Here is a 23,910-nt window from a genome sequence, read left to right as displayed (position 1 = left end):
CTTTTCTGCATTTTATTGTAACACACGTGAAATTAAAGTCAAGAATAGCGAAAATAGACCCGCAAGACCCGTAACCCGTAGCCAAGCCCGCTTTTGTTACGAGTCCTGTGGAGCAACAGCGCACAGCAAGCTGTGCCGAAACATTCAGACAGAATCGGCCTGAGGAACGATCCGGTACACACAGCGATTATGCCCAGCCAAAATATGTTCGTCCCGCGTTATCGTCAAGCCAGCGCCGAGCACGGCCTGAAACATCTCCAGCTCCTTGTTGCACAAGCCGGAACAGGCTCTCGCCGCCTCGCAGATCGGACAGTGCTTCTCGACAAAATAAAACGAGCCGTCTTCGTTGGCAATGATCTCTGCCATATAGCCTTCATCCGTCCGCGATTTGGCCAAAGCAAGCAATTTTTCCTGCAACGGCAAGCTAAGCGGCGCCTTGCTCTGATAGTCCAGCACTTGCTTGCGGTTGCGAATTTCAATCAGCTTCTCCAAGCCTTCCTCGCCGAAAGCTTCCTTCATCGATTCAATCAAGCTGACAGTCAAATCGGCATAGCCGTCCGGAAACAGGCGGTTTGCCTCAGAGGTCAACGCCCACATTTTGGCCGGTCGGCCCATTGAGCGCGGTTCCTCGGAAAAAGTGACGAGCCTTTGCTCTTGCAGGTCGTATAAATGCTGCCGCACCGCCATGGCGGTCACCCCCAGCTCGCTCGCCAGCTGATTGGCGTCCATGGCGCCGTTTTGCTTGAGCAGATTGATGATCGACCGCCTCGTTCTTTCTGCCCCGTCTTTTGCATTTGTGTTCGACTTTTTCAATCCCATCACCTTCAAAATTCGGACTGTCTAGATTATAAAGAAAAATATTGACAAAGTCAAAACGCAGGTATAATTTGTTAATTAAAGAAATTTCTTTACAAAGTATCCGGATACTTGGCCGCTCTGTTTACAATCCGCGAAGGAAGGTGACCAGCTTGTCTGCACAAAGCATTTTTGGCCCGCGTTATCTTGCTTTATCGATTGGGATCATTTTGTCAGCGATGGCGATCGGTTTCGAAGGATTGGCCGTCACAACAGTCGCTCCGGTCATTGCTGGCGATTTGCAAGGGATTCATTTGTTCGGCTGGATATTCAGCGCTTATTTGCTGGCGCAAATTGTCGGTACGCTCGTGGTCGGCCGTCAGATTGACCGAAAAGGGCCTGCCCTGCTTTTCACCATCGCGGTCGCTTTGTTCGCGCTCGGACTCGTCGCAGCCGCCATCGCTTCCAACATGTACGTCATGATCGGTTCGCGCGTCTTGCAAGGCTTCGGTGCGGGAGCCATGTACACTTGCATGTACACGGCCATTTCGCTGAGTTATCCCGATGAACTTCGCGCCAAAATATTGGGTTCATTAGGCACTGCTTACGTGCTCCCCTCCATGCTCGGGCCCTATGTAGCGGGATTGATTGCCGAACACTTTTCGTGGCGATTCGTCTTTTGGGGCGTGCTGCCTTTCATGCTTCTTGCCGTGCTTCTCACGCTGCCTGCCTTCCGCAAGCTGACGATCCCCGCTGTTCCAGCGAAAGACGAATCCGGCGTGGTCGGCCTGTCTGTGCTGCTCGCGGTCGGAACCGGGCTGTTTTTGAGCGGACTTGGCATGCTGCCGCAAGCATGGGGAGTCGCGCTCATCATCGTGGGCCTCGCTTTGATGGTTCAACCTCTCCGCAAGCTGCTGCCCTCAGGAACCTTTACTTTTCAAACTGGCTTGTCGGCTCTGCTCGCTTCCCGCGGACTCTTTTTCGCCGCCTATGTCTGCACGCAAAATTTTCTCGTGCTCGCTTTGACAAAAACGAAAGGGCTTGCTCCGGACAAAGCGGGGCTGATCGTGGCAAGCGCGGCGTTCAGCTGGTGCATCGTGGCGATTTTGCAGGCTCGCTGGGACGCAGCCGATCAAGGTCGCGGACGCTCGAAGCGAATCACGCTCGGGATTTTGCTGATGCTTGTCGGGATCGGCGTCATGCTGTGGGTGCCATCCCTGACGATTGCGATGGCGGTGATCGGGGAAGTCATCATCGGGATCGGCATCGGATTGGCGCATACCGTAAGCGGAACAGTCGCTTTCACTCTGGTCAGGGAAGGGGAAGCTGGTCAAGTATCTGGCAACCTGCAATTCGCGGACTCCTTTACCCCCGGCGTGGCGGTCGGGATCGGCGGAGCCGTAGTCGCCATGAGCCAAACCGCCGGAATGTCCATGGCCGCAGGAGTTACAATCGCCATGGCCTTTAACCTCGCGCTGATTTTGCTCAGTTTGGTGGCGAATGCGCGAACCAGGCAAAGTCAACCAAGCAAACAAACATCTGCCTAGCCTTTTTCCACAAAAAAGTCCCCGCTTTCCTGCGTCTGGCAAAAGCTTGCCGTTCGCAAGGAAACGGGGTTTTTCATGTCCACATGGCGGGAAACTGCTCCAGTGTCAAGACGCTGGTGAATGCATCGTCCAAGTTCCAAAAGCCGAAGCCATGCTCCACTCGGGCTGGCAGCATGGCTTCGGCTTGCTTGACCTGGACTGGCATCAGCAAGAGCAGTCCGGCGGGGAATCGGCTTGGCAAAAAGACAGCACGGCATTTCCGGTCACATCGGCGAAATACGCTTCCACGACGCAACGAAAATGTTGCGCAGCACGGGAAATATACCGACTTTTGTGCCATAGCAACGTAATCTCTCGTGCCAGCCGCTGATCCTCGATTCGCAAATAGTGGACTTGTTCGTGCAGGCTCCTCCCTGTGCACGGAATAAAAGCAATGCCGATCCCTGCTTCCACGAAAGTGACGAGCCTCGCAGGTTCATCGCCCTCGTACACATAGGCAGGCTCAAATCCGGCTTCGTGGCAAACCGCATCCACCAAGTCGCGTGTGGCATACCCCCGTTTGACTCCGACAAACCACTCGCCTTGCAGCTCAGCCAAAGCGACACTTCGCCGTCCAGCCAGTCGGTGGTTTTTCGGCACAGCGACGAGAATCGGATCGAGAAACAATGTCTGGCATTGGATTTCGTCGTCCTGTACCGGAAAAGACGACAGGCAAAAATCCGCCTCCCCGCGCCTGAGCGCCGCCAGCATCTCTTGCGTAGTCACCATTTGGACGTGAAAGTGAATCATCGGCCATTGTTTCCGAAATTCACTCAAAATCCCGGGCAGCGTGCTCGCATTGGTCACCGCCAACTTGAGTGTTCCGTACTCAGCCTGGGTCCAATCGCGAATTTCCCGTTTGCCTTCTTCCAGTTCCAGCAAAGCCCGCTCAGCCCGGAGTAAAAATCGGCTGCCGTGCTCGTTTAAACGCAGCCTTCTGCCCACTCTATCGAATAGTGGAGCCCCCAAGTCCTCTTCCAGCCGCTGAATCGTTTTGCTTAACGACGATTGCGTCACATGCAGGCTTCGGGCAGCCTCGGTCACATGCTCCAGCCTGGCTACCGTGAGAAAATATTGCAACTGCAAAAGTTCCATGCCGCCATCCCTCTTCCATTCATTCCTTTTAATCAATGAAAGTATAGCATCAAATGCGTTGGAATAAATGAATGGTTTCCCGTACGATGACAGCAATAACGTATGGGAGGAACAAACATGGAGATTCGTCAAAAGTGGCTGATGGTCGCCGTCGGACTGGGCATCTTGCTGAATCCGTTAAATTCATCGATGATCGCCGTTGCCATTGCCAGACTGCAACAAGTGTATGCTTTGGACTTTGCTACCGTTTCCTGGATTCTGTTTTCGTTCTACATAACAAGCGCAATCGCGCAGCCCGTGATGGGCAAGGCCAGCGATATGTTTGGGCGAAAACGCATTTTTCTCGTCGGGCTGGTCATCGCCGGGATCGCTTCGTTGCTTGCCCCCTTCTCCGCCACGTTTGGCTGGCTTCTTGTTTGTCGCATCGGGCAGTCGATTGGCACGAGCATGGTCGTGGCAGTCGGGATCGCCATCGTGCGGCATCATGTTACGGAAAAGCAAGGGACGGCGCTTGGCGTGTTATCCTTGTTCCAGTCCACGGCGGCTGCCATCGGGCCTTTTATTGGCGGAGTGCTCATTCATTGGTGGGATTGGCCTTCTATCTTCTTCGTCAACCTTCCGTTCGCTTTGGCGAGTTTTTTGCTCGTGTGGAAAATGATTCCGCGCGACGAGCCGTCCACGTCCGTATCCCGGCAGCTCTCCTTGCGCCAATGGATTGCGCTGTTGGACATCCCGGGAATTGCCTTGTTCACAGCGGGGCTCGTCGCCTTGCTCATCGGCTTTTTCCAGGCGAAGTCGGCCGGGCCTCTCGCTTATGGCAACGTCATTCTCGGCGGAATCGGCCTGGTGAACTTGGCGGTCTTCATTCGCCACGAGCTGCGGGTACCGTCACCGTTTCTGCCTTTGCACGCATTCGCCAAATACCGTGCCATGACATGGGTTCATATCCAATTTGTCCTCGTCAACGTCGTGTTTTACGCGATATTTTTCGGCCTGCCGGTTTATTTGCAAACCGTTCGTCACGTCTCCGAGCTGCATACCGGACTCTTGATGTTAAGCCTTGGCTTGGGTTCGCTGATCGCATCGCCATTAGCCGGACGCTGGATCGACAAGTCTGGACCCCGCCCTGCTTTGCTCGTCTCTGCTGTCTTGATGCTCTTCGGCGCTGTCTGGCTCGCGATGTTGAATCCTGCCTCCCCGGTGATCAGCGTCTGTGTGGCATTGGCAGCGTTTGGCGTAAGCAACGGGCTGAACAGCGTAGGCATGCAGGCCGCCTTGTTCCGCTCCACGCCAAAAGAGATCATTGGCGTCGCCACCGGATTGTTCATGACAGCCCGCTACGCCGGGACGATCCTCGCCTCGCTACTGGTCGGCCTCATTCTTCAGGCAAAAGGGGTTGTGCTTTTTGCAGCCGTCCTCTTCCTGCTCGCCTTGTCTCTCTTGTTCATCAACGGGCGACGCAAAAGCTTGGGACAATCAGGGGAATCATAAACATGCGAAAACGGACCGAAACAAAGCTGCTTCGGTCCACTTCTCATTCCATCTCGCTTGCAAGGCTTTCTTTTCCGGTGGCTGTTTCGCCTATTTCCCCGCCAGCTTGGAAAAGTTGTCGGCAGCCAGGCGGATCGCCAGCACGCTGCCTGTATTCAACGAGTTATCAAACAGTAAAACCTGGTTGTTTTTGACTGCCTTCAACGAGTTCCATACAGCCGATCCTTGCTTGTCCTGGATGGCTGCTTGGGCAGCGTCAAGCTTGTGCTGAATGATGATGTAGTCGGGATTCATTTCCGCAAGGGCTTCCAGGGAAAGCTCGCCCCCCTCTTCCGGGTACTGATCTGGCTTTTTCAGGCCAAATCCTTCTGTCTCGTTGTAGTAAACCGTATTTTTCGTCCCTTGGGCGGTAAAACCGTTTTTGCTGCTCACCCGCAGCAAGGCAAACGTTTTTGTTTTCAGATCGCCCAGCCGCTCTTTTGTTTTGGCGATCTTCTCTTTCGTATCTTTGACGAGCTGTTCGCCCAATTGTTCTTTTCCGATCGCCTGTGCGCACAGCATGGTGGCGTTTTCCCATTTGTCACTGTAGTCAATTTGAATGAAGGGCGCGATTTTCGACAGATCGTCGTACTGGGCATCGCCATGGCCTTTGAAGCTGACAATCAGGTCAGGCTTTGCCGCAATGATCGCTTCCAGGTTCAAATCTTTGCCGCTGCCCAGATCGATAATCTCCGCCTTGCCCACATACGGCTGCAAGGTCGCGTATTCTTTCAGCGCACTCTCTGCACTGCCCGAGGCAATCGGCGGCACGTCCAATGCGAAAAAGTAGTCAAGGAACAGAGGATGCAGCACAGCAATGCGCTTCGGCTGCTCCTTGATCGTCACTTGATGGCCCGCACCGTCGGTAATCGTCCTTGGCCATTCGCCTTTTGACGAAGAACTCGCGGAAGGCGTCTGCTCCGCTCCCCCTCCAGCGCAGCCAGCCAGCACTCCCATCAGCAAAACTAGCGAAAAAATGATTCCTGTCCATCTATTCATGTCGGTTCCTCCAGCATCGTTTCATTCCTGTATTGAAAACCTGGCCTTGCGCTTTCCGTTTGCTCCCCCTGCTGCCGATCATCCCTTTCTTTTGCCATGGCTGCCCGCTTTGTCTTCCCCAAAGCAGCAGCACTTTCATGACGAGTCCAATTGATAATCATTCTCGACACTTAGTGTAGCAAGGGCGCTCGCAATTGGAAATACACAGAAACCTAAAGGGACATGCACAATTCTCCAAAAACGCCGCTGTTCTGGCGCGACAGACGCGGATCGCCCTTCCGGAAACAGCGGCACTCATCAGGGAGCAAACACTTCGGAATAGCGAAATCGGCCCGTCCTTTTGGAAAAAGGCACGAGCCGATTGGCGAGCTATGATGCGGTTGTGTGAATACGGGTTGCGCTTATAATTTGTGCTTGCCCTCCACGAGCATATCGGCAATCAGATTGATTTGCGCTTGGACAGCAATCGGGTCGTACGGCCAAAAATAATCGGTGTCCATCTGGTAGACATGCCCTTTTTTGACGACGTCCAGCGTATTCCAGATCGGACTCTCCGGGTCAAGTCCCGCCTGCTTGCCAGACTCGACAAACAGGTAGTCGCCCGAAAACTCTTTGACCTGCTCCAGCGAAATCGTCATGTTCTCCTTGCCCTCATCGACGAATTTTTGCACCTGTGGCGGCCGTTTCAGTCCGAGGTGCCTGTACATCGCTTCGGCTCCTCGCCACAGACCTTGCCCGTAAACGACCAGCTGCTTTTCAAACCCGCCCATGATCGCCACGGTCGCATTTTCGTCGACGACTCCCTTGATTCTTTGTTTGGCTTTGGCAACGGTGTCGTTGAAGGAGGCAATCCACGCCTCGGCTTCTTTTTCCTTGCCCAAAATCTCGCCAAACGTCCGAATTTGATCGCGTGAGTCTTTGAAGGTCGTATGGACGAAGACGATCGTCGGCGCGATTTTGCTCAGTTGCTCATACAGCTTGGGATCATCGCTCAACGTAACGATCAGATCGGGATTGAGCGACAAAATTTTCTCGACGCTGCCGGCGTCAATCGTTCCGATATCCTCGATGCCAGCCGTCTGTGATTTGATGTGCGGCGAATCGATATCCCAAAACGGCGCTCCGACAGGCTTGACGCCAAGCGCCAGGAAAGTAGCCAAATATCCTTGGGCGACAATTCGCTTCGGCTCAGCGGGAATTTCGATTTCTCCGTTGACTGTCTGTATTTTTCGGGTGGCTGGCTTGCTCGGTTCGTCAGACGCAGCAGCCGTGTCTTTTTGCCCCTCCGGTTGCGGATTTGTTCCTGCGGTACCGCCGCATGCAGCCAGCAACACCGTCATGACCAGCAGCCACATGGCCAATTTCATCAGCGGCCGGGATACTCGCTCGTTTGTTCTGTTCATCCTGCACAGCCCCTTCTTGCTTCATAATGAGAAAAGATCAAAGCAATAACGATAATCATTATCATTAAAATCCGTACTCATCATAGCAAGCTTTTCCACAGACCGTCTATTTCATAATGTTGCCGCTTTTTATGGATAAATGTTCACTCCGACTCACCAGCGATCAGGCAATTTGTCTGGATGCGCAGTTGCCGCTCCAATGCCATGCCGCCGCTGCTCCAAAATTCGTTCAAGGACAGTCGGTACACCCGTCCCTTTCCATGCATGCTCGCCAATACATGCTCTCCCTCGTCACTCTGGTCGTCGCGGGCATCGATCACAAACATATGGTCTGCCATGTAGTCGGGCAGCCTGTCTTCCGTTATCCAAAGATGCTTTCCTCGCACGAGTACATCGCGGCGCACAGTATCAGGCGGGCGGATGCCAAGAGCTTCGTACAAGTTAAACGCTCCGCGAGCTGTTTTGTCCCAAATGAAGATGCCGTCGCTACGCCATTCATAGACGGCTGCCGTCTCCCCTCTGTCAATCAATGCGCGCAGACTTTGTCTCGCTTCGTCAACTTGTGCCTGATATTTTGTCAGCCATCGCTGTGCTTCCGATTCTCTACCAATCAGCTTGCCGATCAGCTGCATTTCCGCCAGAGGGTCCAGCTTGGCCCATTCCAGAGCGAGGACAGGCGCGATCTTCTCCAATTGCTTCATCCGGCCAGGCGTATGGTAAAAGTATGTAGGCGCCAAAATGAGATCCGGTTTCAGCTTGCCGAGCTGTTCGTCATCGTACGCTCCCTTTATGATCGGAACATCGCGCAATTCCTCCTGCAACAGGAGCGAGCCGCGCACCAATTCGGCTTCTGTGGCTACAGGCGTGACACCGAGCGCCAGCAAGGCCCCTGCGAATTGAAAGGCCGCGATTTTTTTCGGGGCCGGACGACTGCGAAACTCGCCGGGAGACATGCCTGTCAGCTGCTTGAATTTTCGGCTCAAATATTCGCCGTTGCTGTAGCCGACCTCAAGGGCAATCTCGTTGATCGTCATGGTCGACGCCAGCAAGTGCTCTTTAGCCCGGTCAATCCGTACGCGATTCAAATATTCGGAATAGCCCCACCCCAGCTTTTTGGCAAACATCGTGGAAAAATAGCTCGTATGAAACCCGGCCAGACGCGCCAGTTCGGAACGGGTAATCGGGCTTCGGTAGTTCTCGTCGATATACGTGATCGCCCTGTGGATGGAAGGCTCCCAATCCAGCTCAGGTGTCGTCTCATAGTGCAAAACGAGCTGCATCAGCTCTTTGAAAAGGTGGTGGTGCCGCTCCGCTTTTGCCGTATGCCCAGACGGATTGGCCTGCAAACGCACGAGTTCGTTCACGAGCACAGTTGCCCGATACGGCAGTTTGTTGGTGATCCAGCCGCTCGCAGGCAAACCGCTGCGATCATTGCGGTACATAATGGCGTCGTCATCGTGCTGGGCCAACCGATAGCTTTCGAAGCAAATGCGGCAGACAGCCGGAAGTTCCGCCCCGTCCCGGACCAACGTGACCGAGTCGCCCGGACGCAAAAACAGCATCCTCATCGACTCCAGCTTTAGCGTTTTCTTGCCATCGTTCACGCGAATCCGGCCCGTCATGGGAGTGAGGATCGTAGGCGCAAAGCACGTAATCTCGATGGACGGCTGCGTGCTTTCCCACTGCATGATGCCGCCTTCTTTCCAAACGTGAAGGGTTGCTTCCATAAAAGGAATGTCACCTCTTTCGCTGCCAGTTCTTCTTTTCTAGTTATACCACAACTCCCGAGCGGCACAAGACGTACGCCAGCAGGAGCAGCTTGAGGCTCCAACTGTAAAAAGCCGATCTTCCTGTTGGGGAAAGTCGGCTATGTTTCTTCTATAGCCTTGCCGTGTTGCCAAAGCAAAGATTGTCGTGCTAGTATACCAATTATTGGATTGACACTTTTCAACAATAAACCAGCATCTCGTGCAATCCATATTAACAGTACAAACACGCGAAGGTGAACAAATGCTAAAAGTAAACCGCGATGACGCCCGGCCCATCTGGCAGCAACTTTTGGATCAGGCGATTCATAACATTACAACCGGAAAATGGCCGCCAGGCGAGCTGCTGCTCCCGTCCCGCGAGCTTGCTCCATTGATTGGCGTTTCCCGTTCAACCATACAGATCGTTTACGAGGAGCTGTACAGCCGGGGTTACACGGTAACCTCTCGCCGCGGCGGAACGAGAGTGAGCGAATGGATTTATGCAGCTCGTCCGGCAGAGGAGGCTTCGCCCCCGGAGCTTTTTCCGCCCGAGTTGCCTTTATTAAACGATGCGGTCGGCCAGTTGCACAGTTGGTTCGGCGCTAAAGACAATCCAAAAATAGCGATCGATTTCACTCCCCACGAGCCGTATTTGGATGAGCATTTTCAAAGAAATTGGCGGCAATCCTTTTTGCAGGCTACCACAGAAACAAGCCTGGACAGTTGGGCTTACGGCGATCCTTATGGATTTTTGCCGCTGCGGGAGCAAATTCAACGCTATTTGTCGCTCGAACGGGGCGTTCATGTGGATAGCGACCAAATCCTGTTAACCTCTGGCGCACAGCACAGTCTCGATTTGATCGCGCAAGCGCTTTTGCAAGAAGGAGAGACGGTTTCGGTAGAAGATCCCGGCTTCCCTGCTGCCTGGATGGCGATGAAGTATCGGCGTATGCAAGTTGTTCCCGTTCCGGTTGACGAGTACGGACTTTGCGTCGACCATGTTCCCCCTGCGTCCAAGCTTGTGTTTGTTACGCCGTCGCACCAGTGTGCGGTTGGCGTCATTTTGTCGGAACCTCGCAGGCAACAATTGTTGCGCATGGCTGCCGAGCGGCGGTTCTGGATTGTCGAAGATGATTACGACAGTGAATTTCGCTATCGCGGTGATCCGCTTCCAACTTTGTTCAGTCAACGACCTCAAAACACGCTGTACATGATGAGTTTTTCCAAAATGGTCGCTCCCGGCATTCGCCTGTCGGCCATCGTTGGTCCCAAAGCGGCCATTCGCCAGCTCGCTCGCGTTCAGGAATTAACCTACCGCCATCTTCCGATCATGGAGCAATTGACGCTTGCTCATTTTATCGAACACGGTCATTTCATGCGCCATATGCGGCGAGTTCGCAATGTGTATCGGCGCAGGCACGAGGCTATGACAAAAGCGATTCTCTCGACGGGGCTTGGCGAACAGTTCACACTGAGCGGCGTGGAAACGGGCTTGCACATGCTTCTTGAAGCCGAGCAATCGTTTGCCGAAGAAGCCGCGACGAACCTGGCGCTCGAACAAGGAATCCGAGTTTATCCGCTCAGCAAGTATTGTTTGGAAAGCGACCGGAAAGGTTTTGTCCTCGGTTTTGCCAAAGTGGACGAACGAGCCATTGCAGCAGGCATAAAACGTCTAGCGGGGATGCTTTTATGACGCAAGCATCCCCGCCTGTTTTCCCCTAGTCGTCCTGACGCGCATGTTCATTCCAGTAATAACTGTCCGGCAAGTAACGCTGGCCGAACACTTTCGTTCCTACGCGAATGATCGTAGCCCCTTCTTCAATCGCTACCGTGAAATCGCCGGACATTCCCATCGACAGGATGTCCATTTCGACTCGCGGCAGCTTTTTCTCCCTGATCTCTGTCTGAATCCTTTTTAATAGTCGGAAACAGTGGCGGGTCTCGTCGTTTGTCGCATTCAGCTTTCCAATGGTCATTAAGCCTTTTATGTTTAACGTCTCAAACTGCGCCAATTGCTCGACCAGTTCCAGTGCTGCTTCCGGTGGCGCACCAAATTTGCTTTCTTCGTAGGACGTGTTGATTTGCACCAGTATGTTCATAGTCTTGTTCTCTTTAAGGAGCTGCTGGTGCAAAGCTTGCCCCAGTTTCAGACGGTCCACAGAATGGATGAGCGTCACGTATTTGACGACGTCCTTCACTTTATTCGTCTGCAAATGCCCGATAAAATGCCATTCCACCTGCTTGTACTGCTCCATAAGCGGAAATTTGCCGCGCAGCTCCTGCGCTTTGTTTTCCCCAAACAGCGTTTCCCCCGCTTGCATGACTAATTGCAATTTTTCCAGCGGGACGGTTTTGGTCGCCAACAACAGCTTCACGTCCTCAAGCTTGCGTCCCGAGGCTTGGCAAGCTGTTTTCATCTGCTGCCGTACAGTTTGCAGATTCTCCGCAACGAGATTTTCCATCTTCCCTGCCTTCTTTCTGATGAAGATTCGGATGAGGCGTTCCCCCACGCCGGGCAGAGTAGCCTCTGTCTCCTACTTTTCCGAGATTGCCGCGATCAAGCGAATGCAAGCCGCCGGATTTTCATACCAGTCACACCGTTAGTCCCGGTTTGAACATTTTTTCTTCCTCTATTGGATTTTCTTTGGCGGTGATGTGCTGTGGATCAATTCGATACACCTGCACCGGGCCACCGAATACGGCTGAACGGTATTTGTCTACGTGCTGCTTGGGCAACGGCCGTTTATAGTAACCAGGCACGTATTTATGAATCATTTCTTGCAGCATGTGTGTCGCTTCATCCAGATCGGCGACGGGTTCTGCCTTGCCAAAAACGATGACACTCATATACGCTGTGTCCGTCTTGGCTGGCACCGGATCAGTAATCGTTCCGTATTCCTCGCAAACCGTAAAACAGACCTCCGCATTCGCGCTCATCACCTGATTGCGTCTCCCGCCAGTAGCTCCATGGAAGTAAAGCTTCCCATTTGTCCAAACAAAATTGAGCGGAACCACATACGGCAACTGTCCGTCGACCATGCCAAGATGCCCGATTCGCGCTTGCTGCAAAAATGCCTCAATCTTGCTCTTGTCCAACACTTCTCTTACCTTGTAACGCACTCCATCCATTTTCTTCACTCCTCATGAATTGAATTGATGTATGATGTAGGCAAGTTTAGCAAGTATTGGAATGAAGAGGAACGTCCATATATGCCAAATTTGAGCAATCCATAATACAAGCGAGTCAATCCCTCAGTCAGTCGCGTGAACGCACCAAAAGCGGCTTGACACGATAAAGGCGATTGTCCCCCTCTCTGCCAAGCCGCGGTTACAAACAAAACAGCGGGCACTGCTTGCTTTTCCTTCTATCTGACAATCTGACAGCGTATCGCTAACCGAATGAAACATAACATTTCCTTGCTTCACTGCCGGAATCGTTTTCCATATCCCAACCGAGTCAAGTTGCTTTTCCAGCACGTCTGCTTGGGGCGCAAAATTCGTGTATGCGATGATGTCAGCGTCGTGCAAGCATTCCCCAATCACTTCCAGCGAAATCGGCGAATAGTAGCCTTCCGATTTTGGGTTCTCTCGGTTGAAAAACTCTTTTTCAACCATGGCCGGAGCTTTCATCCCCAGATCTTCATAGATGATTCCTCGCGTTTTGTCTCATACTGTGCGATAAATTCCTTCGCTTGCTCAGGCATTCCGAATACTTCCCAGAACAAAGTCATCCGCTCTTCCAACGTAGACATTTCATTGACGGTCCCTATCTTTTTTCTCCTTTTATAAGAATAGTCGTTGTAATTGAGAATTATTATCAAATATAATGAGTAGCAACGAGCATTATGGACTTGAGCTTGGAGTTGGAAGGGGCTAGGCGAAACGAATGAAACTGGACGATCATCTGTTGCTATGGAATCAGGCTTCCGTCAAAGTGATGGATATACGGCATAGAAGCATGGAAAGCGGCGAAGAGCTGCTCGCCTATCGGCTGCCAGCCAACGCTTTTTTGTATGCGACCCGCGGAAGCGCGCAAGTAAGGCTCGACGGAGTGCCGTACGATGCGCAGCGGTTTCATCTTTTTCACGGGGGCAAGGGCGTTTGCCTCGATATTGCCGCCAAGCAATCATTCGAATATTACATGATTTTGTACAAGGCATCGGCCTCCCTTCCTAGCCGCAAAGAATTGATGCGGCAAGCGGAGCTGGACGATCCGTTTCGCATGCAGTACGGATTTGCGCCGCAATATCCGGTTTTTTTGCTCGATATCGCCGAGCGAATGGCCAAGGAATGGATCGCGGCTGGTCTTATCGACAAATTGCATGTGAAGTCGTTATTTTATCAATTCGTCTACGAAGTCATGCGACAGCTCGACCAGCAAGGAATCGAGCCGATCAAGCCGGACCCGGTCACCCAGGCGGTGCTGTTCATGAACCAGCATTACGCCCGGCCGATTACGCTCGAATCGCTTGTGGAGATGCTCGACTGCAATCCGCGCCAATTTTTGCGCTGGTTCAAGCGACGCTACGAGACGAGCCCGATCGATTACTTAATCCAGCTTCGCATGACGAAAGCGAAAGAACTGCTGCTTGGGACCGATTGCACGCTTAAAGAAATTGCCGAAAGCGTCGGTTACCCGGACAGCTACTATTTCAGCCGCCAGTTCAAAAAAAACGAGGGCGTTTCGCCGACCGCTTTTAAAGAAAAGGCGCTGAAACAGGAGCAACGTCTAAAAAATCCATCCTTCCTGTCCACATCTCCCATTGTTGCGCGAGAGCTTCAACGGTATAGTGTTCATGTAATTGATAATCGTTATCAACATGAGAGAGAGGGACATTTATCGATGCGTAGAAAGACCAGAACATCTTTAGCCGTTACACTGCTCTTTTGCTTCGCTTTGCTGCTAAGCGCATGCTCCGGAGGTACGACAAATCCGGGTACGGGGGCTAGCGGGCCGGCAGGACAACAGCAAAATACAGAGGCGACAGCCCCGGCGTCCCAGACTTCGTCGGATAAAGAAGCCCCCCGCGTCATCAAGCACGCGATGGGCGAAACGACAGTGAACGGCACGCCGAAGAGAGTCGTCATTTTGACAAACGAAGGTACGGAAGCGCTGCTTGCTGTAGGCGTGAAGCCGATCGGCGCCGTCCAATCGTGGGTCGGCTCGCCGTGGTACAACCATATCAAGGACGAGATGCAAGACGTCACGGTCGTCGGCGACGAGTTGCAGCCGAATATCGAGATGATCGCAAGCTTGAAGCCGGATCTCATTATCGGAAACAAAGTCCGGCAGGAGAAAATATACGAGCAGTTGAACCAGATTGCGCCGACCATATTCGCGGCTGACCTGGCTGGCGACTGGCAAATCAATTTCAAGCTGTACATGGAAGCGATCAACAAGAAGGACGAAGGCGAAAAAGCGATGGCGGACTTCAACAAGCGCGTTGCCGACGTGAAGGCGAAGCTGGGCAGCAAAGCGGCAACAAAAGTGTCGGTCGTCCGCTTCTCCGCGTCGCAGGTGCGGATTTACCAGAAGCAGACATTCTCCGGGGTGCTGCTCGATCAACTCGGCATCGCTCGCCCGCCCGCTCAGGACAAAGATTCGTTTATCGAAGTGATGACGAAGGAAACGATCCCGAGCATGGACGGAGATGTCATGTTTTACTTCGTGTCGGAGCAAGCCGGGAAAAACGATGCGGCGAAGGTTGTGGAGGAATGGAAAAACGACCCGCTGTTCAAAAACTTGAACGTTGCCAAAGCGAACAAGGTGATCCAGGTAGACGAGGCGATCTGGAACTCGGCAGGCGGCTACAAGGCGGCGAACTTGCTGCTCGATGAGCTGGCCGCTTATTTCGAAGTGAAGTAACATAAACGCTGGCTGGCGTCGGCTTGAAGCTGACGCCGGTTTTTTTCTTGTTCAGAACACGAAAAGAGGTGAAGGACAATGGGATAGTGATGCAAAGTCGCAAGCGGAAATGGATCGGGCTTGCCGTCGGGTGTGCGATCCTTCTGCTCGGGATGCTGGCCAGCGTCCTGTTCGGGCTGCAACAATTCGGCCTTCGCGACATCTGGCTCGCCTATACACAGTTTGACGGCTCCAACGAGCATCTGATCGTGACGACTACGCGTGTTCCCCGGGCGCTGATCGCCGCCGCCGTCGGAGCGAGCTTGGCCGTTGCCGGAGCGATCATGCAGGTGCTGACGAAAAACCCGATAGCCTCGCCTTCTCTGCTCGGGATCAATTCCGGTGCCGTTCTGTTTATCGTTATCGGACTTGCCTTAACCGGATCGTCCCTGCCGATGAGCAGCATGATCTGGATCGCGCTCGGCGGAGCGGCGATAACTTCCTTGTTCGTATACACGCTGAGCATGCAGGGGGGCGGCGGTTTCGAGCCGATCAAGCTGACGCTGGCCGGGGCGGCTGTTGCTGCCTTCGCGTCCTCGGTCACCTCAGGGATTATGCTCATTCACAAGCATTCGCTGGAAACGGCGCTGCTCTGGATGATCGGCTCTGTATCGGGTCGAGAGCTGGGCCATCTGCTGTTCGTCCTGCCGTACTTGTGCGTCGGCTGGCTCCTCGCAATGCTGATCGCAGGCTCCCTCAATGTGCTGGCGCTAGGCGACGACAACGCCAAGTCGCTCGGTCAGCGGCTGACACTGATCCGGGCCGCCTCCGCGCTCGCAGTCGTCCTTCTGGCTGGCAGCTCCGTAGCGGCGGCGGGACCGATCGCCTTCGTCGGACTCATCGTGCCGCATCTGTGCCGATACGCGGTAGGCAGCGATCACCGCTGGCTGCTTCCTTACAGCGCCTTGACCGGAGCGATTTTGCTGGTAGCGGCTGACCTCGCCTCGCGCTTCGTCCTTATGCCGAAAGAAGTCCCGGTCGGCGTGGCGACGGCGCTGATCGGCGTTCCGTTCCTGATCTTCGTGGCGAGAAGGAGGAAGTCATGAAGAGACGTCCGACATGGAAAAATGCGACGATCGTAAGCTCGCTTGCCGTTGCGGCTTTGATCCTCGCCGTCTTCTGTCTGTCGCTCGGCAGTGTGTCCATTCCGATTCGGGACGTGGTCCTGTCGCTTGTCGGCATGAACGGCGAAGGAAGCGATCTGATTATTACACAGTTTCGTTTGCCACGCATCGTAGCGGCGCTCCTGATCGGCGCGGCATTGGCTGTTTCCGGCAGCCTGCTGCAAGGAGTGATCCGCAATCCGCTCGCTTCTCCGGACCTGCTCGGCGTTACGGGCGGCGCTTCGGTAGCGGTGGTCGCTTTTATGACCGCCTTTACCAGCTACAGTATTCATTACGTGCCGATCATCGCGATCGCAGGGGCATTCGCCGCTGCTTCGGTCAACTACTCGTTCGCCTGGAAAAAGGGAGTCACTCCGTCCCGGCTCGTGCTAATCGGTATCGGCATCTCGACGGCGATGAGCGCCTTGACGATGTTTTTGCTGCTGAGCGGCCCCGCCTATCTCGCAGCCCAGGTGCTGAACTGGATGACGGGCAGCTTGTACGGGACGAACTGGAGCTATATCAAGGCCATCTGGCCGTGGATCGTCGCTTTGATCCCGCTGTCGCTCTTGTATGCGAAAGAGCTGGACATTCAGGCGCTCGGCGAAGAAACAGCGATCGGTCTCGGCAGCAGACTTCAGATGAGCCGAATGGCCGCGATGCTACTCAGCGTCGCCCTCGCCGGGGTAGCGGTCGGCATCGCCGGAACGATCTCCTTCATCGGCCTGCTTGCCCCGCATATGGCGAGAAAGCTCGTCGGCAATCGCTACGGAATCGTCATCCCGACGGCAGCGCTCATCGGCGCAATCGTGCTGCTGCTTGCCGATCTGGCGGGACGAATGCTGTTTTTGCCGCTCGATATTCCTGCGGGCGTATTTACCGCCGGAGTGGGCGCTCCGTTTTTCCTGTATCTCTTGTTCAGGCGCAAACGGCCAGGGTCATAATCGGCAAAAGCGAAAAGGAGTCGGAGGCTGGTCCCCGGCTCCTTTTTCTGTATGGATGGGATTTTTGTTTTGCATGGCCAAATGCTTGTACATGATTTGGAAATAGCAAAAAGGCTCCTGTTCTGCCAGAAACAGCAGAACAAGAACCTTTCATTGATAAAGCGATGCGGTCGAGAGGACTTGAACCTCCACGGTGTTGCCACCACTAGAACCTGAATCTAGCGCGTCTGCCAATTCCGCCACGACCGCGTATGAAAATGGTGGAGGCTGACGGGATCGAACCGCCGACCCTCTGCTTGTAAGGCAGATGCTCTCCCAGCTGAGCTAAGCCTCCACAATACCCCGACTTTCGCCGGGGCCCCAACCAGTTGTTGGGCTTCTAAGTGACCCGTAGGGGATTCGAACCCCTGTATGACAGCGTGAAAGGCTGCTGTGTTAAACCGCTTCACCAACGGGCCAAGATGGCGGATGGAGTGGGATTTGAACCCACGAGACGGGTCGACCCCGCCTACACGATTTCCAATCGTGCTCCTTCGGCCGCTCGGACATCCATCCATCTGTATCACTTGCCGAGCTGTACAGCTCAGGCAAGAATTAATCTATCATATCTAGCAAACGATTACAAGATATATTTTAAAATTTGTGGGAATTGCCTAAAGCAAGTTTCTCCCTCCGCCAATATGCTACCAGTAATCATCTATGTTGCGGAGTGATGACAGGTGGGCAGAAGACGACGGCGGGCAAGACGTATCCCTTGTTTGTACGGAAATTGGTGCGGGCCAGGCTGCTCTGGACCAGGCGCCCCTATCGACGATATCGACCGTTGCTGCAAAAAACATGACTACTGCTACCAGAAGCGCGGCTACTTTTCGTGCAGCTGCGATCAGGAGCTGCTGCGCTGTTTGCAGGACAAGATCGATATGAGCACGGAAAAAGGCAGGATGGCTGCGATGATTTCCGCCTATTTTTCCCGATCGAAGTGTATTCCTGACGACATGAAGTAGCCTTTTTACGAATTGTCATTCTTATCATTCTTTATACAAAAAACGGTAACTACTTGGACATAATTCCGCCATATTTCCCGTGATTTTCCTTGGCTTTTTTTGGTACTCTATTGAATGTCCAAGGAGGTTACACGCCGTGGAAGTACACATATGCACCGACGCCCGTGCTGCACTGTCGCTTAAAAGAGAAGTGATCTGCCATGGGATTTCCTGCTTTTACGTCCGCAAGTTTGAAAATGATCAAGTAGAATTTGTATTCCTAGCGCTCTCGGAGCACCAAAAGAAGCTCTTATGCTATACGCTGCGAAATTACAGCTACGCCCTAACTTATCTAGCCTAATCATAGCCATACAGTCGCGATCATTTTCGTCCCCTGGAAAACAGGGGATTTTTTCATTCCCAAAAGCACATGCCCAAGCGGTGAGACGGGAAGAAGCTGCTCTTCCCGCCCCACCCAAGGCAACTTGCTGCCAAAATCCGGCTTCTCGGCTTCCGAACAGCGACGAGTCTGCTTTCGGTTCTTACAGCTTATGCTGTTCGATCTTGCCCAGCCGATGGATATCGTCGGCCGATACGGAGGACAGCGCATCCAAAAACTGAATCTGGAAGCTGCCCGGACCGTCTGCCGCCGATTTTTCCGCTGCTTTTTGCGCAGCCACACCGTATGCGACGAGCGCAGCAGCCCCCGCCGCCAACGTGTTTTCGGCAACAGCGGCAAAAGCCCCCATGACGGAAGTCAACAGGCAGCCTGTTCCCGTCACTTTGGTCAAGATCGGATGGCCGTTGTCGATGGCGTACACCGTACTGCCATCTGAAATGACATCCACCTTGCCCGTGATCGCCACTACCGTCTCCAGCTTCTCGGCAGCTGCTTTGGCGAGCGAAGCGACATCTCCGCCTGCCTCGCCTGCGTCCACGCCTTTAATCTCCCACGATTCCCCGATGACGTTGGCAATCTCCGCCGCATTTCCGCGAACCAGGGCGATATCTAGCTCGCGCACGATTTTTTGTGCCGTTTCGGTTCGATACGGGGTTGCTCCTGCGCCTACCGGATCGAACAAGACCGGAACGTGGTGCTGATTGGCCGATTTGCCCGCAATCAGCATCGCCTTTACTTCCCGCTCGCTCAAGGTGCCCATGTTCAGGACGAGTGATCCGGCGATTTTCGCCATGTCCGCCACTTCTTGCTTCGCATAAGCCATGACGGGAGATGCTCCGAGCGCGAGCAAGCCATTGGCTGTAAAGTTGGTCACGACAACGTTGGTGATGTTGTGCACAAGCGGATTGCGCTCCCGTACTTTTTCAAGCAGTTCACTGATCGCTTCAAGCTTCACGTTCGCCTTCCCTCTCTTTCCTATCTACAGAGCGGGGAACCATCTTGAACACTTCCACGATTTTCCCCAGCTCCGGATGATCCTGTCTTACTCCTATGATGATATAGGAATGATGCAAGACAGGCAATTCAGGCGAGCTGGCAACCACCTTCCAGAGCGTGTCCGTATCGTCCCGCACCTTTGCCAAAAAAGAAATGCGCCCCGCCCGCTGCTGCAAAATTTCAAAGTCCTCCAGCGTACCGCAAATCTTCAAACGTTCATCCGGATGCGCGATCCGGTTTTCCTCTACCCATTTTTCCTTCAATTCCTCGACTTTGAGCGATTTCCACCGATCAAGAAACTCCCAATCTTTGGAATGCGGGAAAATATGCTTCGTCTCTTCCAGGAAGGTGTTGTATTCTCCATGCAACTGATCGACGTATTCGTCCACATCTTCCGAGATGACGCGGATGGAATCCTCCCCGCAAGTGCGGATGTGATGGGCCAGAAACTTGAAGGACTCGATCATGTCAAAGTTCCCCCACCCCCAAGGCTGTTCGCCGAAAACTCCCCCCCGGGTTCGGCACTTTTGGCAGGTGAAGTAATAGTATGTAGCCATATTTGTTCCCCTATCTCCCCTATAATGTCTCCTTTTTGATATCGGTTGCACAAGCCATGCAATTTATGTTACATTCGAACCTATTTTGGAAAAATCAAAAGATGGCCCCCGCGCGACACCGGGAACCACCTCTTCTTATACCCCTTTGATTGCGATCAGCGGCTTGCATTTGGCTACGACAGACGCCAATTTTGCCCCGACGACGGAATCGATAATTTGATCCACGTCTTTGTAAGCTTGCGGACATTCATCCAAAATCGCTGCGAGCGAGCGGTGATTGACCATGATTTCGTCATCCTCGCCTACCCGCAAGGCGCGCTCGAACTGATCAATCGTCACGATTTCTTTCGTAGCCTTGCGGGAGCGCACGCGTCCTGCGCCATGGCAGATCGAGTAAAAGTTTTTCGCTCCGCTGTCTGCCCCTACCATAATGTAGGAAGATGTTCCCATCGAGCCTGGGATCAGCGCCGGATGCCCAGTCTTTTTGTACGCCTTCGGATTTTGGAAGTGGCCTGCCGGAAGCGCCTTGGTCGCCCCTTTGCGGTGGATCAACATCGGCGTGTTGCGGTGATACTCCTGAAGGGCGTAGTTGTGCATCAAATCGTACAGCACCGGGGTCGAAAAGTCTTTTCCCAGCACATCCTGAAAAGCCCGTTCCACGGAGTAGCCGATCAGATGGCGGTTCGTAACGGCGTAGTTCAACGCCGAGTACATCAGGTTCAAGTATCTTTGCCCTTCCGCCGTCTCGATTGGCGCGTAAACCAGATTCGGCTCCGGGTTCTCGATCCCCCATTTGAACATCGCTTCCTTGAAGCTTTTCGTGTAATCTCTTCCCAGCGTCGCTCCCCAGGCGCGGGAGCCAGAGTGGATCATGATCACGACTTGCCCGTCGAACAAGCCCCATTCTGTGGCGATCTCCCGGTTTTCTTCCGCGATTTCGATCGCCTGGATTTCAATGAAGTGATTTCCTCCCCCCAATGTTCCGAGCTGACCCCACGCCCGCTGCCACGACTTGGCCGGAATGTGTGCCAACGCCGCATGATCGAAGGCAAATGTATGCTTTTCCACGTGTGTAAGCGATCGGCTCACTTCTCCCGGCTCGCCTGTCGGCTTCGCCAAATAAGCAGCCGGCAGTCCGTTCAGTCCATGCTTTACGACTTCCTCGATCGAAATGTCTGTAAAGTCCGTTTGTCCGCGCTCAGAGGTCGGCACGTACGCTTCTATCGCCTCGATCAGCTTCCGCTTCAAATTTTTGTCCTGCAAGTCGTCCCGGTGCAGCGGCGTCATATGCACACGCATGCCGCAGCCGATATCCGAACCGACAATCGACGGTGACACAAATCCGTCGTGCATATTCCAGACCGCAGTCGTCCCAATGCATGTTCCAATTCCGACATGGGCATCCGGCGTGTAAGAAAAATACACATTGCGCGGGATGCGCAGATTGTGCTCTGCCATCTCGTATACGCGTTCCCCAAAGCTGGCAAACACTTCATCGTTGGCAAACACATGCACGGAGCCAGAGCCGAGCTGAACCTCCCGATGGTGCTGTCCGTGGTTTATCGTCTTCATAATCGTGTTCTCCTCTCTTCCTTCCAGCGGGCAAGCTTTGCGTGCCCTTCCTTCTCTCTGTCGTTATCTTCGCTCATTTTTGCATGGATGAACATGGCAAAAGTATTACGACTTGACTTTGGCTCTTGCTCTTTCGTAATATGAGGACTAATTTGGAAAAAATGGCACGGATAAGGATGAATGTAAATGGCTAGAGAAGGCTTTGACAAAGAAATGCAGCTGCTCAGGCTGATGTTTTTGACCGCAGGCGCCTACAATCGGCAACAGTTGGCGCAAAGACTGGGCATCTCCGTACACACGCTGGATAAAACGGTGAAAAAGCTCAAGGAAATCCAGTCCACGATCTACCAGTACGTGACGGATGAGGAGAAGAAAGGTTACTACACACAGTTGCGCTACAACCACTTCGCTGTCACCGACAATTTCCTGATGTTTCTCTATCACGCCAAATCGTTGAAAGAGTCGGAAGTGGAGCGGCTTTCCCGCCTCTTGGAGCAACTCAGCCAACAGCCGTGCTCTACAAAAGAGCTGCTGGATTGTTTTCTCTCCACGCCAACTGGCGAAGTTCCGGATGAAAAAACATTGCGGCAAGATTTGAAATACTTGGAAGAACTCGGCGTCATCCAAAAAAGCGGGGAAGCCCGTCCGTTCGTCTATTCCTTCGCGCAAGACCTGTGGAACTGCCTGACAGAAGACGAGCTATTGGACTTGCACGACTTCATCGACATCATGGCAAACACGCAACTGCCTGCTGTGCCCGGCTACTTTTTGCGCCACAAGACACAACGCTTCCTGGACAGACGCCTGCAACGCGAGGATTGGCAAGCCTTTTTGTTCAAATATCACTTCGTTTCCCGCATTCTTGACGAGCAGCAGGCGCTGATTCTCGCCGCTGCGATCACCAAGCAGCAAATGGTTGAATTTTGCTATTTCACGCCCAAGCGCAGCAAATTTTACGATTCGCAAAATACGAATCCGGCCTTCCAGCGCGATTCGTCAGGAAAGCCGCAAAACGTGTACCCGTTGCGGGTCATTTTTGACCATCAGTACGGGCGCTGGTATTTGCTCGCGCAGGAAAGCGAAAATGGCCCGCTGAAAAAATACCGCGTGGAAGGAATGACCCAGCTCGCTCTCGGCAAACAAGCCCATCCTGACGCTTTTGCCCGCATGCAGGAGCGCGTAGACAAGCAAATCCAGACGAGTTGGCTCATCGACACAGGAGATCCCGTGACGATCAGGCTGCGCTTCTTCCACCCCAAGCACACGCCGCATTCTTTCATCAAGGAAAGAGTCGAGGCGCAAGGTCAGTGGGGCAGCATCACGGAAGAAACCAGGGACAGCTTCGTGTACGAGATCACAGTCAACGGCACGCAGGAGATCACGCCCTGGATTCGCAGCTTCGGTTCCAGTTGCGAAGTGCTTGCACCAGCTTTTTTGCGCAGGCAGTTTCAAAAAGAATGGGAGGAGCTGCTCGCTTACTATGAATCTGTTTGATAAAATACACAACTACCAGCTTGTTGCGCGGCTGGACGAAGCGGGCCTGTATCCGGTGACGTCGCACGAGAAAGCATGGCTTGCCATGATGCTTGCCCACCCGGCCGCCGCCCACTTTTTTGCAGCCGATACTTTGCAAAAGCTCCAGCAACTGACCGCCACGCACGAACGATCAGCCGATCAAGCATCGTTTGTGGAAAAAGCGGGCGCGTCCACCAAGCAAGTCTGGCACCCGCTCATCCGCAAGTTGCGCCGCATCATTCTCGGCAAAAATCACATTTTGGTTCATAGCGCTACCCGAAAAGGCCCGGCTTTCCGCAAGCAGCGCGGCGTCCCGTACAAGCTGGAGTATTCCCTGGTCAAAAAAGACTGGTATCTGATCTGGTTGACAGTCGATTCCAATCAACTGCTTACCACGCCACTCTCGCTCATCCAGTCCATCAAGGAAATCTACATCGAGGACGAGTGGTACGACAGCTTTTTGCCCGTCATTGCCGGAAAACTGGCGGCGCGCAAAAAATCGGCGAAAATCTTGGTCGTGCGCCGCTACAATAACGAGCTGCAGCGCATCTTATACGCCTTTTCCTGCTTTGACAAAGACGTCGCCTACGACCCGGACACACATGAATACACGATCATCTTGCGCTTTTTACAGGACGAGCAAGAATTTATTTTGTCCCGGCTGCGCTTTCTCGGCTTGCGGGTCAAAGTGGTCGAGAACGATCAGCTGAAAAAGCGCATGGCTGAGTCAGCCGCGAACGCTTTGGCGCGATACGTTCCTCCCCTCCACTAATTTCCTA

The 23,910-nt window shown here is 53.5% G+C and carries 21 protein-coding genes and 4 tRNA genes; 9 read left to right on the top strand and 16 right to left on the bottom strand.

The window, feature by feature from the left end; genetic code table 11:
• Window positions 1–144: 144 nt before the first annotated feature.
• Window positions 145–813: a helix-turn-helix transcriptional regulator gene (locus M2298_RS07710; protein ID WP_122964929.1), complete on the bottom strand. Its 669-nt coding sequence runs from the start codon at window positions 811–813 to the stop codon at window positions 145–147.
• A gap of 146 nt (window positions 814–959) precedes the next feature.
• Here M2298_RS07710 and M2298_RS07705 point away from each other — a divergent pair, with 146 nt between their 5' ends.
• The gene (locus M2298_RS07705; protein ID WP_328139757.1) at window positions 960–2,342 is read left to right on the top strand and encodes an MFS transporter; all 1,383 of its coding nucleotides are present in this window, start codon (window positions 960–962) and stop codon (window positions 2,340–2,342) included.
• 73 nt (window positions 2,343–2,415) lie between these two features.
• Here the strand turns inward: M2298_RS07705 and M2298_RS07700 are convergent, their stop codons facing one another.
• Both M2298_RS07700 and M2298_RS07695 read right to left on the bottom strand, forming a co-directional pair.
• A complete protein-coding gene (locus tag M2298_RS07700) occupies window positions 2,416–2,547 on the bottom strand; it encodes a hypothetical protein (protein ID WP_256436804.1) in 132 nt (43 codons plus the stop codon).
• Window positions 2,547–3,476: a LysR family transcriptional regulator gene (locus M2298_RS07695; protein ID WP_280648415.1), complete on the bottom strand. Its 930-nt coding sequence runs from the start codon at window positions 3,474–3,476 to the stop codon at window positions 2,547–2,549. The genes M2298_RS07700 and M2298_RS07695 overlap by 1 nt, the downstream gene beginning before the upstream one ends.
• A gap of 117 nt (window positions 3,477–3,593) precedes the next feature.
• Between M2298_RS07695 and M2298_RS07690 the strand changes: the two genes are divergently transcribed.
• Window positions 3,594–4,967 carry an MFS transporter gene (locus M2298_RS07690; RefSeq protein WP_280648414.1) on the top strand — a complete coding sequence of 458 codons (1,374 nt, stop codon included), beginning with the start codon at window positions 3,594–3,596 and terminating at the stop codon, window positions 4,965–4,967.
• Between the two features lie 90 nt (window positions 4,968–5,057).
• Here the strand turns inward: M2298_RS07690 and M2298_RS07685 are convergent, their stop codons facing one another.
• The 3 genes from M2298_RS07685 to M2298_RS07675 all read right to left on the bottom strand — a co-directional run bounded on the left by M2298_RS07685 (window position 5,058) and on the right by M2298_RS07675 (window position 9,135).
• Window positions 5,058–6,005: an ABC transporter substrate-binding protein gene (locus tag M2298_RS07685; protein ID WP_280648413.1), complete on the bottom strand. Its 948-nt coding sequence runs from the start codon at window positions 6,003–6,005 to the stop codon at window positions 5,058–5,060.
• Between the two features lie 401 nt (window positions 6,006–6,406).
• Window positions 6,407–7,408: an ABC transporter substrate-binding protein gene (locus M2298_RS07680; RefSeq protein WP_122964925.1), complete on the bottom strand. Its 1,002-nt coding sequence runs from the start codon at window positions 7,406–7,408 to the stop codon at window positions 6,407–6,409.
• A 143-nt stretch (window positions 7,409–7,551) separates the two neighbouring features.
• A complete protein-coding gene (locus M2298_RS07675; protein ID WP_280648412.1) occupies window positions 7,552–9,135 on the bottom strand; it encodes a helix-turn-helix domain-containing protein in 1,584 nt (527 codons plus the stop codon).
• A 283-nt stretch (window positions 9,136–9,418) separates the two neighbouring features.
• Between M2298_RS07675 and pdxR the strand changes: the two genes are divergently transcribed.
• Window positions 9,419–10,849 (top strand): MocR-like pyridoxine biosynthesis transcription factor PdxR, encoded by a 1,431-nt coding sequence (gene pdxR / locus M2298_RS07670; protein WP_280648411.1) that lies wholly within the window; start codon window positions 9,419–9,421, stop codon window positions 10,847–10,849.
• A gap of 25 nt (window positions 10,850–10,874) precedes the next feature.
• Here pdxR and M2298_RS07665 read toward each other — a convergent pair whose 3' ends face one another.
• The 3 genes from M2298_RS07665 to M2298_RS07655 form a co-directional block, all read right to left on the bottom strand.
• Window positions 10,875–11,618 carry a YggS family pyridoxal phosphate-dependent enzyme gene (locus M2298_RS07665; protein WP_280648410.1) on the bottom strand — a complete coding sequence of 248 codons (744 nt, stop codon included), beginning with the start codon at window positions 11,616–11,618 and terminating at the stop codon, window positions 10,875–10,877.
• A 130-nt stretch (window positions 11,619–11,748) separates the two neighbouring features.
• Window positions 11,749–12,285, bottom strand: coding sequence for a pyridoxamine 5'-phosphate oxidase family protein (locus tag M2298_RS07660; RefSeq protein WP_122964922.1), 537 nt, complete (start codon window positions 12,283–12,285; stop codon window positions 11,749–11,751).
• Between the two features lie 123 nt (window positions 12,286–12,408).
• A complete protein-coding gene (locus M2298_RS07655; RefSeq protein ID WP_280648409.1) occupies window positions 12,409–12,771 on the bottom strand; it encodes a TroA family protein in 363 nt (120 codons plus the stop codon).
• Window positions 12,772–13,042: 271 nt separating this feature from the next.
• On the opposite strand from M2298_RS07655, the gene M2298_RS07650 reads away from it, so the two are divergent.
• The 3 genes from M2298_RS07650 to M2298_RS07640 all read left to right on the top strand — a co-directional run bounded on the left by M2298_RS07650 (window position 13,043) and on the right by M2298_RS07640 (window position 17,108).
• Window positions 13,043–15,022, top strand: coding sequence for an ABC transporter substrate-binding protein (locus M2298_RS07650; protein WP_280648408.1), 1,980 nt, complete (start codon window positions 13,043–13,045; stop codon window positions 15,020–15,022).
• A gap of 89 nt (window positions 15,023–15,111) precedes the next feature.
• Window positions 15,112–16,107 (top strand): FecCD family ABC transporter permease, encoded by a 996-nt coding sequence (locus M2298_RS07645; protein ID WP_280648499.1) that lies wholly within the window; start codon window positions 15,112–15,114, stop codon window positions 16,105–16,107.
• Window positions 16,104–17,108, top strand: a complete 1,005-nt coding sequence (locus tag M2298_RS07640) for a FecCD family ABC transporter permease (protein WP_122964918.1) — start codon at window positions 16,104–16,106, stop codon at window positions 17,106–17,108. The genes M2298_RS07645 and M2298_RS07640 overlap by 4 nt, the downstream gene beginning before the upstream one ends.
• A gap of 165 nt (window positions 17,109–17,273) precedes the next feature.
• On the opposite strand, the gene M2298_RS07635 is transcribed toward M2298_RS07640, so the two are convergent.
• The 4 genes from M2298_RS07635 to M2298_RS07620 form a co-directional block, all read right to left on the bottom strand.
• Window positions 17,274–17,357 (bottom strand) — tRNA-Leu (locus M2298_RS07635).
• A gap of 9 nt (window positions 17,358–17,366) precedes the next feature.
• Window positions 17,367–17,442 (bottom strand) — tRNA-Val (locus M2298_RS07630).
• Between the two features lie 50 nt (window positions 17,443–17,492).
• Window positions 17,493–17,566: transfer RNA gene (locus M2298_RS07625), tRNA-Glu, on the bottom strand.
• 4 nt (window positions 17,567–17,570) lie between these two features.
• Window positions 17,571–17,663: transfer RNA gene (locus tag M2298_RS07620), tRNA-Ser, on the bottom strand.
• A 164-nt stretch (window positions 17,664–17,827) separates the two neighbouring features.
• On the opposite strand from M2298_RS07620, the gene M2298_RS07615 reads away from it, so the two are divergent.
• Complete coding sequence (locus M2298_RS07615) at window positions 17,828–18,112, top strand: phospholipase A2 family protein (RefSeq protein WP_063229741.1); 285 nt, start codon at window positions 17,828–17,830, stop codon at window positions 18,110–18,112.
• Between the two features lie 521 nt (window positions 18,113–18,633).
• On the opposite strand, the gene thiM is transcribed toward M2298_RS07615, so the two are convergent.
• The 3 genes from thiM to M2298_RS07600 form a co-directional block, all read right to left on the bottom strand.
• Window positions 18,634–19,446 (bottom strand): hydroxyethylthiazole kinase, encoded by an 813-nt coding sequence (gene thiM / locus M2298_RS07610; RefSeq protein WP_122964916.1) that lies wholly within the window; start codon window positions 19,444–19,446, stop codon window positions 18,634–18,636.
• Window positions 19,436–19,954, bottom strand: coding sequence for a hypothetical protein (locus M2298_RS07605; RefSeq protein ID WP_229049707.1), 519 nt, complete (start codon window positions 19,952–19,954; stop codon window positions 19,436–19,438). The genes thiM and M2298_RS07605 overlap by 11 nt, the downstream gene beginning before the upstream one ends.
• A gap of 225 nt (window positions 19,955–20,179) precedes the next feature.
• A complete protein-coding gene (locus M2298_RS07600; protein ID WP_122964914.1) occupies window positions 20,180–21,616 on the bottom strand; it encodes an RtcB family protein in 1,437 nt (478 codons plus the stop codon).
• A 186-nt stretch (window positions 21,617–21,802) separates the two neighbouring features.
• On the opposite strand from M2298_RS07600, the gene M2298_RS07595 reads away from it, so the two are divergent.
• Window positions 21,803–23,110: a helix-turn-helix transcriptional regulator gene (locus M2298_RS07595; protein ID WP_280648407.1), complete on the top strand. Its 1,308-nt coding sequence runs from the start codon at window positions 21,803–21,805 to the stop codon at window positions 23,108–23,110.
• Window positions 23,097–23,903 carry a WYL domain-containing protein gene (locus M2298_RS07590; protein WP_280648406.1) on the top strand — a complete coding sequence of 269 codons (807 nt, stop codon included), beginning with the start codon at window positions 23,097–23,099 and terminating at the stop codon, window positions 23,901–23,903. Before M2298_RS07595 ends, M2298_RS07590 begins: the two co-directional genes overlap by 14 nt.
• Window positions 23,904–23,910 lie beyond the last annotated feature (7 nt).

Origin of the sequence: Brevibacillus sp. 1238, from assembly GCF_029892995.1 — a bacterium.
In the GTDB taxonomy this organism is placed as follows: Bacteria; Bacillota; Bacilli; order Brevibacillales; family Brevibacillaceae; genus Brevibacillus; species Brevibacillus parabrevis.
This window is presented reverse-complemented; position numbering and strand designations above follow the sequence as displayed.

Coding starts and splice junctions, on each gene's coding strand:
- M2298_RS07695 (WP_280648415.1), bottom strand. CDS start 3,476: ATGGAACTTTTGCAGTTGCAATATTTTCTCACGGTAGCCAGGCTGGAG.
- M2298_RS07680 (WP_122964925.1), bottom strand. CDS start 7,408: ATGAACAGAACAAACGAGCGAGTATCCCGGCCGCTGATGAAATTGGCC.
- M2298_RS07665 (WP_280648410.1), bottom strand. CDS start 11,618: ATGGAAAATCTCGTTGCGGAGAATCTGCAAACTGTACGGCAGCAGATG.
- M2298_RS07660 (WP_122964922.1), bottom strand. CDS start 12,285: ATGGATGGAGTGCGTTACAAGGTAAGAGAAGTGTTGGACAAGAGCAAG.
- M2298_RS07655 (WP_280648409.1), bottom strand. CDS start 12,771: ATGGTTGAAAAAGAGTTTTTCAACCGAGAGAACCCAAAATCGGAAGGC.
- M2298_RS07590 (WP_280648406.1), top strand. CDS start 23,097: ATGAATCTGTTTGATAAAATACACAACTACCAGCTTGTTGCGCGGCTG.
- M2298_RS07640 (WP_122964918.1), top strand. CDS start 16,104: ATGAAGAGACGTCCGACATGGAAAAATGCGACGATCGTAAGCTCGCTT.
- M2298_RS07645 (WP_280648499.1), top strand. CDS start 15,112: ATGCAAAGTCGCAAGCGGAAATGGATCGGGCTTGCCGTCGGGTGTGCG.
- pdxR (WP_280648411.1), top strand. CDS start 9,419: ATGCTAAAAGTAAACCGCGATGACGCCCGGCCCATCTGGCAGCAACTT.
- M2298_RS07700 (WP_256436804.1), bottom strand. CDS start 2,547: ATGCCAGTCCAGGTCAAGCAAGCCGAAGCCATGCTGCCAGCCCGAGTG.
- M2298_RS07595 (WP_280648407.1), top strand. CDS start 21,803: ATGGCTAGAGAAGGCTTTGACAAAGAAATGCAGCTGCTCAGGCTGATG.
- M2298_RS07600 (WP_122964914.1), bottom strand. CDS start 21,616: ATGAAGACGATAAACCACGGACAGCACCATCGGGAGGTTCAGCTCGGC.
- M2298_RS07605 (WP_229049707.1), bottom strand. CDS start 19,954: ATGATCGAGTCCTTCAAGTTTCTGGCCCATCACATCCGCACTTGCGGG.
- M2298_RS07685 (WP_280648413.1), bottom strand. CDS start 6,005: ATGAATAGATGGACAGGAATCATTTTTTCGCTAGTTTTGCTGATGGGA.
- M2298_RS07675 (WP_280648412.1), bottom strand. CDS start 9,135: ATGGAAGCAACCCTTCACGTTTGGAAAGAAGGCGGCATCATGCAGTGG.
- M2298_RS07650 (WP_280648408.1), top strand. CDS start 13,043: ATGAAACTGGACGATCATCTGTTGCTATGGAATCAGGCTTCCGTCAAA.
- M2298_RS07690 (WP_280648414.1), top strand. CDS start 3,594: ATGGAGATTCGTCAAAAGTGGCTGATGGTCGCCGTCGGACTGGGCATC.